The 14,905-nt window shown below is 40.0% G+C and carries 13 protein-coding genes; 6 read left to right on the top strand and 7 right to left on the bottom strand.

The features are described 5' to 3' along the window. Positions 1 to 51: 51 nt before the first annotated feature. Entirely contained in the window at positions 52 to 1,344 is a 1,293-nt protein-coding gene (locus tag B9T23_RS07720) for a class I SAM-dependent methyltransferase (RefSeq protein ID WP_086193678.1), read from the top strand. A gap of 25 nt (positions 1,345 to 1,369) precedes the next feature. Here B9T23_RS07720 and B9T23_RS07715 read toward each other — a convergent pair whose 3' ends face one another. Then, positions 1,370 to 2,377: a hypothetical protein gene (locus tag B9T23_RS07715; RefSeq protein WP_086193677.1), complete on the bottom strand. Its 1,008-nt coding sequence runs from the start codon at positions 2,375 to 2,377 to the stop codon at positions 1,370 to 1,372. 14 nt (positions 2,378 to 2,391) lie between these two features. Then, positions 2,392 to 3,423 carry an alpha/beta fold hydrolase gene (locus B9T23_RS07710; protein ID WP_086193676.1) on the bottom strand — a complete coding sequence of 344 codons (1,032 nt, stop codon included), beginning with the start codon at positions 3,421 to 3,423 and terminating at the stop codon, positions 2,392 to 2,394. Positions 3,424 to 3,733: 310 nt separating this feature from the next. Here B9T23_RS07710 and B9T23_RS07705 point away from each other — a divergent pair, with 310 nt between their 5' ends. Then, the gene (locus B9T23_RS07705) at positions 3,734 to 4,348 is read left to right on the top strand and encodes a carbonic anhydrase (RefSeq protein ID WP_067724303.1); all 615 of its coding nucleotides are present in this window, start codon (positions 3,734 to 3,736) and stop codon (positions 4,346 to 4,348) included. Between the two features lie 35 nt (positions 4,349 to 4,383). Here the strand turns inward: B9T23_RS07705 and B9T23_RS07700 are convergent, their stop codons facing one another. After that, positions 4,384 to 4,968, bottom strand: coding sequence for an arylesterase (locus tag B9T23_RS07700; protein ID WP_407640419.1), 585 nt, complete (start codon positions 4,966 to 4,968; stop codon positions 4,384 to 4,386). 56 nt (positions 4,969 to 5,024) lie between these two features. Between B9T23_RS07700 and B9T23_RS07695 the strand changes: the two genes are divergently transcribed. Continuing rightward, positions 5,025 to 5,753 carry an ABC transporter ATP-binding protein gene (locus B9T23_RS07695; RefSeq protein WP_086193674.1) on the top strand — a complete coding sequence of 243 codons (729 nt, stop codon included), beginning with the start codon at positions 5,025 to 5,027 and terminating at the stop codon, positions 5,751 to 5,753. 1 nt (position 5,754) lies between these two features. Beyond that, entirely contained in the window at positions 5,755 to 8,217 is a 2,463-nt protein-coding gene (locus B9T23_RS07690; RefSeq protein WP_086193673.1) for an ABC transporter permease, read from the top strand. A 32-nt stretch (positions 8,218 to 8,249) separates the two neighbouring features. Here B9T23_RS07690 and B9T23_RS07685 read toward each other — a convergent pair whose 3' ends face one another. Further along, complete coding sequence (locus B9T23_RS07685; RefSeq protein WP_086193672.1) at positions 8,250 to 9,062, bottom strand: rhomboid family intramembrane serine protease; 813 nt, start codon at positions 9,060 to 9,062, stop codon at positions 8,250 to 8,252. A gap of 79 nt (positions 9,063 to 9,141) precedes the next feature. On the opposite strand from B9T23_RS07685, the gene mtgA reads away from it, so the two are divergent. Next, positions 9,142 to 9,816, top strand: coding sequence for a monofunctional biosynthetic peptidoglycan transglycosylase (gene mtgA, locus B9T23_RS07680; RefSeq protein ID WP_086193671.1), 675 nt, complete (start codon positions 9,142 to 9,144; stop codon positions 9,814 to 9,816). A 112-nt stretch (positions 9,817 to 9,928) separates the two neighbouring features. After that, a complete protein-coding gene (ppk1, locus tag B9T23_RS07675; protein WP_086193670.1) occupies positions 9,929 to 12,010 on the top strand; it encodes a polyphosphate kinase 1 in 2,082 nt (693 codons plus the stop codon). Positions 12,011 to 12,093: 83 nt separating this feature from the next. On the opposite strand, the gene B9T23_RS07670 is transcribed toward ppk1, so the two are convergent. From B9T23_RS07670 to estB, 3 genes are all read right to left on the bottom strand, one after another. Continuing rightward, positions 12,094 to 12,612, bottom strand: coding sequence for a response regulator (locus B9T23_RS07670; RefSeq protein ID WP_086193669.1), 519 nt, complete (start codon positions 12,610 to 12,612; stop codon positions 12,094 to 12,096). Between the two features lie 422 nt (positions 12,613 to 13,034). Further along, positions 13,035 to 13,940 carry a LysR family transcriptional regulator OxyR gene (oxyR, locus tag B9T23_RS07665; RefSeq protein ID WP_086193668.1) on the bottom strand — a complete coding sequence of 302 codons (906 nt, stop codon included), beginning with the start codon at positions 13,938 to 13,940 and terminating at the stop codon, positions 13,035 to 13,037. A 6-nt stretch (positions 13,941 to 13,946) separates the two neighbouring features. Continuing rightward, positions 13,947 to 14,894, bottom strand: coding sequence for an esterase EstB (gene estB, locus B9T23_RS07660; protein ID WP_086193667.1), 948 nt, complete (start codon positions 14,892 to 14,894; stop codon positions 13,947 to 13,949). Positions 14,895 to 14,905 lie beyond the last annotated feature (11 nt).

Here is a 14,905-nt window from a genome sequence, read left to right as displayed (position 1 = left end):
CAGCTCATTTTTATGGGCTGTTTTTGTTTTATAAGTTACAAGAGTTGGAATATGAACTTATTACAAGATGGTTATGTTGTTGATGTCCCTTACCCAACCTTTGTACATCGTCAGGCGATGCCTGGCTGGTTAAGCAACTTGGTTCAGCTTCAAGGTAATCAGGCCCCAGATCTGACTAAACCTTACCGTTATCTGGAATTAGGTTGTGCTATGGGGATTCATTTGCATCTTACAGCAGCGAGTAATTCACTTGGAACATTTTTGGGGGTTGACTTTAATGCACAACAATTAATGGTTGCAGAAGAAGGGTTGAAAACAACAAAAATTGATAATCTTGAATTTATCCATGCTAGTTTTTATGAATTATTACAACAAAATTTAGAGCCTTTCGATTTTATTGTTACTCATGGTGTTTGGTCGTGGATTTCTGCGGAAAACCAAAAAATTATGCTAGAACTCATTAATAAGTTTCTAAAGCCTGGAGGGATCGTTTATTGCAGTTATATGAGCCATCCAGGGGCGACAGAATTAAGTTCTATTCAAAAACTTATGTTTGAAGTTTCGCGTAATTTACAAGGTGATTCAGCTACAAAAGCCGTGCAAAGTTTATCACTTGTACGTAATATTGCTAAAAGTCACATGGGCTTGTTTGAAAAAATTCCACATCTTACTCAAACACTTACTGAATTAGCACAAGATAAGCCAAATTATATAGCCCATGACTTTTTATCTGAACATTGGGAGCCGCAGCATTCAGCAGATATGATTCGTGCATTTGGTAACTTTGATATGTCTTTTATTACGGGAGCTGGCATTGCAGAATATTTAGACCAACTAAATTTACCTCTAGATATTCGTAAAATTATTAAAAGCTTACCTTTAATTACAATGCAAGAAACAGTCAGGGATATTGCGCTATATACCTTACAGCGTCAGGATGTCTATGTTAAATCTCGTCAGCGCTTAAGTCCTGTGCAACAACAGCAATATCTTGAGCGAGCAGTGTTTGGTAATTTACCTCAGGCACCTGTGGGTAAAAGCCTCAAAAATGATACTAAAATTGGTAAAATTCATGATGCAGTCCCCATTTTTGAGCAAATTTTAAGTCTATTGGCACAGCAACATTTAACGTTAAGTCAATTATTGGCTCAGTTGTCTCCACAAATTTATGCAATGCAACTTAAAGACATAATTTTAGTATTGATGTGGGCCGGATACATACATCCTATAAATCCAACGCCAAACGCACCTTATATAACCGCAACGAATCAATGGATGCAACAGCAACAGTTACCTTGGCAAAGTTTAGCTACCTTTGGTACAGCTATAGATATTCAGTCATAAAAAAAGCCGCTTCAAGCGGCTTTTTTTATTGTTCAGCTTTTAAAATATTCTGTGCGGTTTCAGCATAATAAAACTTTTCTAAATATACTCTTGCACGTTCTCGTAAGTATTCAGATGAAACTAGCTTTTGAATAACAGGCGCTAACAATTGCTGTAATTCATGTTGAATTAAAGCTTCATCAATATTTAAGTCGCGTAGTAACAAGTCAAAACTACGCTGCTGATTACGAGTATACCAAGCATAGACACCATCATGAACTTGTTGTTTTAAATATTCTGTTTGACGCAGGTGATCCCAAATTTCATGCCCTAAACCTATAGTATTAGGCAGGTCTTGAACTTCAATATAATTCTTTAAGACCGTTAAAGGCGTATCTTTAATTTTATGCCACAGATTAGCCTGGAAGTGATAGAGCTTTTCATCATCAAAATGTTGATTTAGAACATGCTCACTCATGTGGCTGAGTTTTAAAATATTTTTTTGCAGATAATAGCCAATCGTTTCATCCAGATTGGAGTCGGTCACCGTTTCTAAAACCGATTTACCCATTTTCATAAAACGTGAAACACCAGGAACACGTTTTGCCATTACTGAATTATCTAAATAATCCTGAATTGAATGTTGAATCAATTGCGTGATCATGGCTGAAAAAGCTGGGCTATTGACCACGGTTTTAATTAAACGTTGACGATGTCCACTTTTACTCGCGACATATTGGGCAATTTTATCGACGGTGAGTACAGGAATCACATCCGCAATTTGAGTGCTTTCATTGGCGGGGTGAATTAAAGCAAAACGAAGATGTTCGGTAATTTGCTCAATTAAAAAAGTACTCGCAGGTGTGGCTAAAATCTGCTTTTGCAATAGCGCGTTGATTTGTTCAAATGACCAGATATCCTGCAAGGTTTGTTTTCTAAACCACTGATAGAAATTTAAAAATTCGCTTTGAATAGTGGCAGTATGTGAAAACTCCTGCTCTAAAAAGTCAAGATGAGCTTCAATCAATTGCTCAATCATCGGATGTTTCGGCATACTGTCTCTGCAAGCTAATTTAATGGGATAAGTTTATCAGCAAGTGGGTTTTTTAACTTTTGGGTTTTTGCTAGAAAAGGTAAATAGTGGTTCGCCACTTGTTGTTCTGCTTCTAAAATAGGCATGTGCCCGACATTATTTAAAATAACCGGGGCTTCGGCCCGCTTCAATAAAGATTGTAATTCATTTGCCGCTTCCACATTAATTATTTTATCTTGCTTGCCCCAAAGGATTAGCGTGGGGGCTTCAATGGTTTGCGTCATTCGGGCAAACGATTCAGGCGTATAAATACGACTCAGGGTGATTAATTGGTCAATCATTTTACGGGTTTGCACTGACTGAGAAATCAGCATTTTTTCTTGTGCTTTTTTAAAATAAATCGGTAAATCCGGTGGGCTTTGCATGACTTGACCCATCACATCGTCCAGATCGCCCGGTTTAGACACAATGAGATGCTTTAAAAAATAAGGGTCTTTGGTATAGGCAGTATTGGCCTGTTTATAGATCCCGGCGCTATTGAGTAAAAACAGACTTTGAGTATCAAATGGATATTGTGATGCATAAACAGTGGCAATGGAGCCGCCGAGTGAGTGTCCGGCAATATTCAGTTTATCTTCAACATTAATGGCTTCAACAAAACGGCGTAAGCGCTGCGTGACATTGGGAACAGACAGATCAAAATTATCTGCAACTTTAGTTTCACCATTGCCTGGAAGATCGGGAATGATCACGTGGTAATAGGGGGTTAAAAAATGTGCCACACCATTCCAGTTATCCCGATTTCCCGCCAAGCCATGAATGAGTAATACGGCAGGTTTATTGCTGAAGCCACCTTCACTATAGCTCCAGCTAATATCATCAATTTTAATGGTTTTACTGCGTAAGCCGGCTACATTACGTTCTTTCACTAAATAATTTTCTAATGAGAGTTGAGCATCATGGGGTGTTTTATTTGTTGTTGCATAAGAATAAACAGGCGTGCTGATAGAAAGTGCCAAGCACGTCATTTGCAAAAAGCGGGATAAAATCGAGTGAAGCGGTGTCATTGATCATCATCCTAATGTGTTAATGACGATAATTCTTTATACGCAATCATATAAAAATCATCTGATTTTTACTGCATTTTATTTTTTTAAAAATGTCTGTAGTGTATTGTAATTATTATTAAATAATTGTCACTGAATAGTTTTTTGAATTCCGTTACGTCAAGCTTGAAAAGTGTGCACCAGATCAAATTTATGAGCTAAATAAAATATTTTGTAACTTTGTTATTAATTAATCAGCTATTCTTTTTGCAAGTGACTTTCCAATTTCATCGCATTAAAATACTGTAACTTAAAACCTTGGAAGACCAGCATGCTAACAGCAGAAGAAGCTTTAGATCGTTTAAAAAAAGGGAACCAGCGTTTTGTATCGGGGGAAACGACACACCCCAAACAACTTTCACATCAGCAAAGGGCAGAAATGGCAGGGAATCAAAACCCCTTTGCCATCGTCTTGGGTTGTTCAGATTCTCGTGTTCCTGCTGAAATGGTATTTGACCAGGGTTTAGGCGATTTATTTGTCATCCGTGTGGCAGGTAATGTGGTTGCACCTTCACAGGTAGGCAGTGTGGAATTTGCTGCAGAACGTTATGATTGTGCTGTCGTGGTGGTATTAGGACATAGTCATTGTGGCGCTATTCAAGCGACCATTGATACCTTAATGAATCCAGATCATCCACCTTCATTAAACCTGATGTCTATTGTGAATCGTGTTCGCCCATCGGTTGAAACATTGATGCAAACTGAATTGAAAAATGATTTGGCTAAACTGTCGAAACATGCAGTTCGTTCTAATGTCTTTGCCTCTGTGAATCAGCTGCGTCATGGTTCTGCGGTTTTAGAATGCCTGATTGCCAAAGGTCAGTTGAAAATTGTCGGGGCAGAATATTCTCTAGAAACGGGTGAAGTTTTGTTTTTTGATTTTTAAAATCAAATTAAGCTTCAGACTGAATAAAAGGCGCTTTATAAAGCGCCTTTTATATAGGGATAAGCATTGTTCAGTAAAATGCTTTGTGCATTTGCATTGGGATGAACTAAATCCTGTTGCATCAAGTTTTTCTTGCCTGCAATCCCTTCTAAAAAGAATGGCAGCAATTTTACTTTGTACTGTTGACTGACAATCTTGTAATTTTTTTCAAAAGCTTTGCTATAGGCTGTACCGTAATTGGGTGGAATTTTCATTCCAAAAACCAGCACGTTGGCTTTAGCTTTCTGACTTTGTTGAATTAAATGAGCCAGGTTCTTTTGAATCAATAGCGGTGATTGACCCCGTAAACCATCATTTCCACCTAACTCAATCACTATAATATGCGGTTTATGGATTTGCAATAATTTAGGCAAGCGCGCCAAGGCACCGCTGGTAGTTTCACCACTGACACTGGCATTGACCACTTTATGTTGTTTCGGATACTGTTGCTCTAGACGTTTTTGTAATAAATGCACCCAACCTTGCTGTGCTTGTATTCCATAGCCCGCGCTAATACTGTCACCCAGAATCATAATGGTTTTAGCAGACACCATGACTGGAGCAAGACACAGGCTGAACATCGCCGAGCAAGCAAATACACGAGTTTTTAGATTGCGATTTTGCATATAGGGATTTTATGATCCAAGTGACGAGCGACAATTCCATCATGCCACAAGCAATAATTTCTGCACAGCAACTCACACAAAAGATAAAACTTCCTCAAAAGGAATTTATTATTTTCGAAAATTTCAGTCTGGACATTTTGGCGGGTGAACAGGTTGCCATTACTGGACGTTCAGGTTCAGGAAAATCGACCTTGCTCGGAATACTGGCGACCTTAGATCAAGCCAGCTCAGGAAAATTGGTGGTTTGTGGTGAATCAATTGCAGAGCTGAATGAAGAACAACGTGCACTGGTACGCTTAAAATATATCGGCTTTGTGTTTCAGTCTTTCCAGCTGTTGCCGCATTTAACTGCGGTAGAAAATGTGATGTTACCGCTGCGCTTACAGAAGAATTTTAATTTTGCAGCAGCTGAAAAAAAGGCCTTGGCTTTACTTAAAAAAGTCGGTTTAGAACGTCAGGCGACCCAAACGCCCAAAGTGCTTTCTGGCGGGGAACAGCAACGTGTTGCCATTGCACGTGCTTTAATTAGCGACCCGAAAATCATTTTTGCAGATGAACCCACAGGGAACTTAGACACCCAAACCGCCAAAGAAATTGAGAAACTCCTATTTCAGCTGAATCGTGAATTTGGCACGACCCTGGTTTTGGTCACCCATGATCCAACATTAGCCGCGCAATGTCAGCGCCATTTTGAACTGCTTGATGGTCGCTTGATTGAACATCGTAACGGTGAGGGCTGAAATGAATCCGCTATTTCGACCCTTGCTGACGCAAAGTTTTAAAAGTACCGGTGTCTACTTACTGATCATTGCTTTGACTTTGGCCATTAGTGCGACCACGGCACTAAAATTCAGTAATGAACAGATCCAAAATGCCGTGGCATTACAAGCTGCTGAAATGCTGGCAGGGGATTTGGTCCTGAGTGACAATCAGCCGCTTGAAAAAAAGTGGCAAGAAAAAGCCAATCAGTTATCCCTGAAACAGTCTGAAGTCACCACATTCAGTTCGATGGCGCATACCAATGACCAATTTGTTATGGTCAATGTGAAAGCCATTGATGATGCCTTTCCTTTGCGTGGCGAAATTCGGGTGGCACCACAGGCACAAAAAATTCAGGCAGGAGAAGTCTGGTTGAGTAATCGTGCCATGGATTTGTTGCATGTCAAAGTCGGGGATAGCGTCAATATTGCCGATGGGACATTTAAAGTCAGCGCTAAAATTGAACATGACTCCAATCAGGAATTGGGCTTTTCTGGTTTTTCACCTACGGTGATTATTTCCCAAGCTGATGTTGCCCGAACCAATGCCATTCAAGTCGGCAGTCGGGTTGAATATCGTTTATTAATGGCAGGGCCTGCCCAACAGACCAAACAGTTTGAACAGGATTTCAATCAGCTGCATAAATCCGCTCAAAGCAAAATAGACAATGAACAAAGCAGCCTGAAGCTGCGTAATGCCAGCGAAGGCAATACCCGTTTAATGAAGCCAATTGCCAATTTAGATACCTTTCTGCAACTTACCAATATTTTGACCATTTTGCTGTGTGGTATTGCGATTGCCTTAAGCAGCCAGCGTTATGTGCAACAAAATCAGGATAGCATTGCACTGATGCGCTGTATCGGGGCAACAAAAAGACAAATTCTTAGCGCGTATCTGACTTTATTGGGTGTGGTCTTAATTGTCGCAATGGCGATTGGTAGTCTGGCAGGTGTAGCGCTTGGGTACGGTTTGTTGCAACTGATGTTACAGCTGATTCCCCATCTGCAAATTGAATTTTCTGCCTTGGACATGTTACTTGGACCTTTACCGATTGCAATGCTGACCAGTGCAGTGGTGTTGCTCGGATTTATCGTGCCAAGTTTATGGCAGTTACTGAATACACCGCCTATTCGTGTAATTCGCCAGCAAGAAAAATCAGTGCAATCAATGCTATGGATGTTGCTGATGGGTACAGCCAGTCTGGTGCTGTTTAGTGTTGTCCTAACTGAAAATATGGTACTGACTGCTTGGGTAATCGGTGCAATTATCATCTTGTGTACTGTGCTGTATATGCTGATTTGGGGCTGCTTAAAATTAATTAAAAGCTTGAAATGGTCCATTTCAGCTTATATACGTGCGCCTTATCAAACCGCCTTTCAAATTACCGCTTTGGCACTGGGTCTAAGTTTAATTACCGTATTGGCGGTATTACGAACTGATTTGCTCGAGCGTTGGCAACAACAATTACCTGAAGGCACACCGAATCAATTTGTTTATGGTTTGCCACCGTTTGATATGCCTTTATTCAAGGCCCAGCTTGAGCAGCGGGGTTGGCACAGTACTCCACTTTATCCCAATATCCGTGGACGATTGGTGGCGAAAAATGATCAGCCTTTTGCGGAAAGCTTGCTTAAAAGCAATGAGTCTTTGCGCCGTGAACTCAATTTGACTCAAACGGCAGAATATCCTACGGATAATAAAATCGTGCAGGGTACAGCAGCATTGAAACAGGTCGGTGATGTATCAGTTGAAGTAAAAACAGCGGAAGAATTGGGCATTAAGATAGGTGATCGGCTCACTTTTAGTTTACCTGAAGGTTTGATTCAAGCCAAAGTCATTAACTTGCGTAGTGTCGAGTGGGAAAGTTTTAGTCCAAATTTTTTCTTTATTTTTGCACCCAAAACCATGGATGAAAATGCCGGTAGTTATTTAGGCAGTTTTTATGTGCCCGAACAGGATAAAAAACAACTGGTTTCCGTGATTCAGCAATTTTCCAATACGGTTTTTATTGATGTCAGTTTGATTCTGGATGAGGTGAAACGCGTGGTAAATGTGCTGGTGCAAATTATTACCATACTCGCGCTATTAGTCAGTGTCTCTGGAGTTTTGGTTTTAGTGGCCTGTTTGAACTTGTTGATGGATGAACGCAAACGGGAAGTGGCTTTGCTGCGCTCATTTGGCAGTTCCAAACAAAAACTAAAACAGATGATGAGTGTGGAGATCGGTTTTATTGGATTCATGGCTGGCGTGGTTTCATGTCTGTTTGCAGAAGTGATTAGCGCGATTGCCAGCTATAAAATGAATTTGACCATTCAGGCACATTGGGAAATTTGGCTGATTTTACCGATTTTAATGACTTTGGTTTGTGCCTTGATTGGACGATATCGCTTAAGTTATCTCTGTGATATTCCGCCATTACAAAGTTTGCGAGAGATGAATCAATAGTAGGTTCATCTCACAAAAATGATTCATTAACATTAAAAATGCAGTTGTGCGCGCATGGCTGCAAGAATTTGACGCCAAATGGGTTCAAGGATTTGCACTTGTTGTATGCAGTAATCATAAAACACATAGCACGTCACTATGCCTATACCCAAACCTAGAATAAAGCCTAAATTGGGTTTATGGATGCGTTGTCCTACGTACCAAATAACCGCTAATAACGCACCCATCAGCATGCCGCCAATATGGGCTGCATTATTAATTCCCGGCATGGTAAAGCCAATGAACAGGTTAATTCCCATCACCATGACCAAGGTTTTTTTATCTAAAATAAAGCGCTGCTTGGGTAAGATGGGCAATAAAGATAAAACGGTCAAAGCACCACCAATACCCATCACCGCACCTGAAGCACCTGCACTCACGGTAGGAAAAAGTTTAGGATCATTGGTTTGCAGCAGTTCAAAGGTATTTTGAATATCGATAAAGCCACTGAGTAAACTTCCCATCAGGCCTGCAAGAATATATAAACCCAAATAATAGAATCGGCCAAAAAGTTGTTCCGCCACACTGCCGAAAATATATAAGGCCCACATATTGAGCATTAAATGGATTAAACCAAAATGAAAAAACATGCTGGTAAATAGGCGAGTGGGTTCCTCTAAAAAGGTTAAAGGTGCATAATCAGCTCCCCAATGAATAGCGTCTACCAGACTTGGGCTGGTAATATTGACCCCCGTGAGCACTTGCCAGAGAAATAAACCGATATTGATGGCAATAAAAAGTGCAGTCAGCCACCAAAGATGAACCTCGGGTTTACTTTGAATGCGGGGAGGTGAAAGTTCAGCCATGCTATTCTTTTATAATCTTTGCTATATTCAGCTTCAAGCTTAGCACGAAAAAACAGATATTTTGGAGTAACTCACTGACATGAAAGCTTTTATTGTTCGTAGTTTGTTAATACTTGTCAGTTTGGTGCTTTTAGTACAACTTTGGATTTTTTCAAGTCTGGTGTGGTGGCGAACCCATTCGGTTGACACGACCATGATGATGCGTCTGGATTATTGGTCTGAACCCTCTAAGCCGATCAAACATCAATGGCGTGATTACGATCAAATCAGTGACTATCTCAAACATGCAGTGGTTGCCGCAGAAGATGGCAAGTTTCTGCAGCATCACGGTTTTGATTGGGCCGGCATGCAATTTGCCTTAGAACGTAATAAAGACAAAGGCAAAGTTGTGGCGGGTGGTTCGACCATTTCACAGCAATTGGCGAAAAATCTATTTTTATATAATAAGCGTTCATTTCTGCGTAAAGGTCAAGAAGCTGTTGCAACATGGATGATGGAGCGCGTCTGGACGAAACAACGTATTTTAGAAGTGTATTTGAACTCGGTTGAATTTGGCGACAATATTTACGGTGTGGAAGCAGCAACACAACATTATTTTGGCAAAAGTGCGAGAAGTTTAAGTCGTGAACAAGCCGCCTTTTTAGCTGCCATTTTACCTAATCCAAAATATTACCAAGACCACCGTGATGACCGAAAACTACAATACCGTAAACGTATGATTCAAAAATATATGCGTTATAGCAATATTCCTTAACAGAACACTGTAATAAAAAGCCCAAAATTTCGGGCTTTTTTTATGAAATTGTCATAATTTTGAAGCATACTTATGAAGATACGGATCACTTTCGAATAATCATAGGTTAGGTATGAATACTGCAGCAGGCCCATCTCCTACACAAACAGAATATACATATAACGATCGCTACATTAATCGTGAACTTTCTATTTTAGATTTTCATCTGCGTGTATTAGAACAGGCGGTTGACCCACTGCATCCTTTACTTGAACGCATGAATTTTTTGCTTATTTTCTCGCGCAATCTGGACGAGTTTTTTGAAATTCGATTTGCGGGATTGATGGAGCAGCTTGATTTAGGCAATGAAAGTCACAGTCCAGATGGTTTAACCCCCAAGCAAGTATTAGAAATTATTTCTAAAACAGCCCATGCTGCCATCGAACGCCAATACCGTATTTTAAATGAAGAAATTTTGCCAAAACTGCGTGAAGAAGATATCTGCTTTTTACGCCGTGGAGAACTCACACCTGCTCAATCTGCCTGGGTTAAGAAGTATTTCCAAGAACAAGTGGCTCCAGTTCTGACTCCGATTAGCTTGGATCCAGCCCATCCATTTCCACGTTTAGTGAACAAAAGTCTAAACTTTATTGTCACACTAGAAGGTAAAGATGCCTTTGGCCGTCAGATTGATTTGGCAGTTGTGCCCGCACCGCGTTCATTGCCGCGTGTGGTCCGTTTACCAGATGAACTCACCGATGGCAAAGAACATCATGTGATGTTGTCCGCCATTATTCATGAGCATGTTTCTGATTTATTCCCGGGTATGACCGCCACAGGTTGCTATCAATTCCGTGTAACCCGAAATGCAGACTTGGCTTTAAATGAAGATGTTGAAGATTTAGCTAAAGCTTTAAAAGGGGAGCTAAATTCACGTCGTTTTGGCCGTGCAGTACGTCTGGAAGTGACTCAAAATTGTCCTGAACATATCTATGAATATTTGCTGGATGAATTTGATCTCGAAAAAGATCAGCTTTATAAAGTAGCGGGTCCGGTAAACCTTGCGCGTTTATTATCGAATTTTAAACGTCCGCATTTACGTTATGATACCCATACCCCGATTATTCCGAAAGTATTGAAGAAGTCTGAAAATATTTTTTCTGCCATGCAGAAGCAAGACATTCTTTTACATCATCCGTTTGAATCCTTTGCACCAGTCATTAATTTATTGCGTGAAGCAGCACGTGATCCGCAAGTGCTCGCGATTAAGCAAACTTTGTATCGTAGTGGAGCAGATTCTGAAATTGTTCAGGTACTTGCAGAAGCGGCACGAAATGGTAAAGAAGTCACAGCGGTCATTGAGCTGCGTGCGCGTTTTGATGAAGAATCCAATATTGAAGTGGCGAATGTACTTCAAGAAGCCGGTGCAGTGGTGGTATACGGTATTGTCGGCTATAAAACCCATGCCAAAATGATTTTGGTGGTGCGCCGTGAAAATAACAAACTGGTGCGTTATGTGCATTTAGGTACGGGTAACTACCATGCAGGCAATGCCCGTATTTATACCGACTATGGCTTGCTAACCACCGATAAAGAACTGTGTGAAGATGTGCATCGCATTTTCCAGGAATTGACTGGTATGGGCAAAATGGCGAAGTTGAAGAAACTGCTTCATGCGCCATTTACCCTGCATGCTCAACTGATCAATTTTATTGATGAAGAAATCGCCAATGCCAAAGCAGGCAAGCCTGCACAAATCATTGTCAAAGTGAATGCACTCACTGAAATGCAGCTGATTAACAAGTTATATGAAGCTTCGCAAGCCGGTGTGAAAATTGATTTAATTATTCGTTCAATTTGCTGTTTACGTCCCGGTTTACCGGGGCTTTCCGAAAATATTCGTGTACGTTCAATTGTGGGGCGTTTCTTGGAACATACCCGCGTGTATTACTTTGGCAATAATGGCAATGCTCGAATTTACTGTTCAAGTGCCGACTGGATGGATCGTAATTTATTTAACCGTGTTGAAGCTTGTTTTCCAATTGAAGACCCTGCACTGAAAAAACGTATTTATCAGCAGGGTTTACTGACGTATTTAAAAGACAATCAGCAAGCATGGTTGTTGCAAGGCGATGGAACCTGGTTGCGTGCGACAGTCGCAGAAGGTCAAGAGCCGCATAATGCACAAAGAATATTATTGGATATCATAAAATAACTCACTCAAGTGTAAATGTAAAAATAAGGGAGTCTTTGGACTCCCTTATTTCTATGCGATGGAAATATTGAAAATAAAAAGATCTAATTTTTTAAGCAGGCGATTTTTCGATAAGTGCTTTTAATATTGCCTTCAATTTTATAAAGAGAGGTGAAAGTCTGCTCTGCGACTTGCTGCAGGTTCAGACCCGCTGATACTAAATTTAAAATTTCATATTCAATTGCGCTTAAATATATTGGCGTGTTGAGTTGAGCGGTGGATATTATTTGCTTAGATTCTACTTGATGTGACAAAATATATTGCGCCAAAACATGATGGATAGGTGCTCCACCGCGCAGAATGCTTTTAATGTTCTTTAAAATTTCTGCTTCAGTATTTTCATGAAAAATATAACCTTGTGCACCTGCTTGAATAGCATCAAACAGTAAAGAGGTCTGTTGTTGCGTTAAGACTACAATAACATTTGCATCGGGATGGATTTTTTTGAGTTGCTTGATAAATGTAATCGTTGCTATTTGATCGAGAGATAAATCTATCAAAATCAGGTTAGGTAAATGTTGTTGTAATAGTTGTTCAGCTTCAACAAGATGATTAGTACTCATAATTAATTCCGCAGGATAACCTAATCCAACGAGAACGCACTCTAATAGATGATTAAAGACGGGTTGAGATAGGAACAGGCAACATCAGTTCAGCCACTAGGCTATTCTCACACTGGTTTAGATTTTATTGAATAACTTTGCTATACAATCCCTAAAAGTACTATCCCAAGAACTAGGTAATTTATCGAATTGAAGTAAACTTAAGTATTTAGAAAATAATAAAGAATTAAAAAACTTGGTTTTATGATGAACTGTTTGTGATTAAGTTTTTTATTCAAAGTGTCTTAATTTTTCTCCATTAAGAAAAATCCCTATTTCTTGAATATTAAGCAATGAAATTTATTCGAGCAAAAATAGTGGACAGGAAGAGAATTGGGCAATAAAAAAAGGAGCAATTGCTCCTTTTAATATATGGCTTATTTTTAATGAAGATTTTGCGTGATTTTTTGCAAGATTTGCAATAGCACATCAAATTCACTTTGCAATGGCGTGCTCTTACGCGTGACCAAAGCGAGCGTGCGGCTTGGTGCAGCTTCAATTGCTTTAACCACTAAATCTGAATTGGCTTTAATCATATTGGTATGAATCGCAATTTCAGGAAGCAGGGTAAAGCCTAAATCAGCAGAAACCATTTCAACCAATGTAGGTAATGAACTTGCTTTTAAACGATGATCATTTTTACGTTCGCCAATTGGGCATGCACTTAAAACATGATTACGTAAACAGTGACCTTCTTCAAGCAACACTAAACGCGATAAATCTAAATCATCTAGAACTTTGGCATTATGCGCATTTTGATCGGATTTGTGATGCACCAAATAAAGATTTTCTTTCGCAATTTCAGCAACTTTTAAACCACGAGTGTCAAAAGGCAGTGCCAAAACAATCATGTCCAGATTGCCGTGTTCTAATTTTTCGACAATTTTTTCGCTTTGCGCTTCATACAAATGCAATTGAATTTTAGGAAGTTGTTTATGCACTTCATCTAAAAGTTTTGACAAAATGAAAGGTGCAATAGTGGGGATGATCCCTAAATGTAAATCACCAGTTAAAGGCTCGCTCATCTCACGACTTAATCGCATCAGATCTTGAGCATCAGCCAATAAAACACGGGCTCGAGCAACAACCTGCTCTCCAAGCGGAGTTAAACGTACATTTTGGCGGTCGCGTTCAACGAGGACTCCACCTAACAAACGCTCTAACTCCATGATCCCGCCTGACAAAGTCGATTGGGTCACAAATGAACGGCGCGCAGCTTCAGTAAAATGTAGCGTTTCAGACAGTGTAACGAGGTATGACAGCTGTCTTAAAGAGGGTAATGCAGCCATAGTGTCCTAATGTTTTGATTTAAAGTGATCAGCAAATAATCCGCTAAGATATGGAATAAAATGCGGAGGCATATCATGCCCCATTCCATGAATTAATTCAAACTTAGCATCTGTAATTGCCTTTGCAACTGCTTTGCCATGACTCGGTGGCAGTAAACGATCACGAGAGCCATGTACCACAAGGGTAGGTTGCTGAATTTGCTTACTCAATTGTAGCAAAGAACCGGTACATAATATTGCTAAAAATTGTTGAAGTACACCTGCTGGATAATAACTTCGTTGATATAGTTTACGTGCGGTCTGCATAATCTCGATTTGGTTGATATATCCAGGTGAACCAATAATGTTAAAAACTTTCACGCTATGATTGACAATACCTTCTTCATCAGTCGATTCGGGTCGACCGATCAGGCTTAAAAGCTGTTTTGGAAAAGGCGGTGGTAATAAAGGCTGATTGTTACTGGTAAACATTAAACCCAGATTGCTGACTTTTTCAGGATGCAGGGCTGCCAGAATTTGTGCAATCATCCCGCCCATTGAAGCACCAATCACAGAAACTTTGTCTAATCCTAGATGATCAATGAGTAATGCGGCATCTGCAGCCATATCATATAAATCATAAGGTGCGCCTTGATTATCTAAACCTAAAGCAAAGCGACCCATCAGTTTTAAGGTATTGAGGCGTGGACCTGAATGACGAATTTTTGACGACAGTCCAATATCGCGGTTATCAAAACGAATAACACGATAACCTTGGTCAATCAGTGATTTACAGAAAAAATCAGGCCAAAACAACATTTGCGCACCTAAACCCATAATCAGCATGATTGCAGGATGTTCAGGATTTCCACCCATTTCGACATGCAGCTCTATTCCATTGCTTAAAGTCACTTTGGTTTCGTGCATGAAAGAAGTATAGGGAGAGCCTGTAAAATTAAGTGCGCTATGATTCATTGTTGTTTTCC

This window comes from Acinetobacter terrae (genome assembly GCF_002135195.1).
GTDB lineage: Bacteria > Pseudomonadota > Gammaproteobacteria > Pseudomonadales > Moraxellaceae > Acinetobacter > Acinetobacter terrae.
The sequence above is the reverse complement of the archived record's forward strand: the minus strand, read 5'-3'. Positions and strand labels throughout refer to the sequence as shown.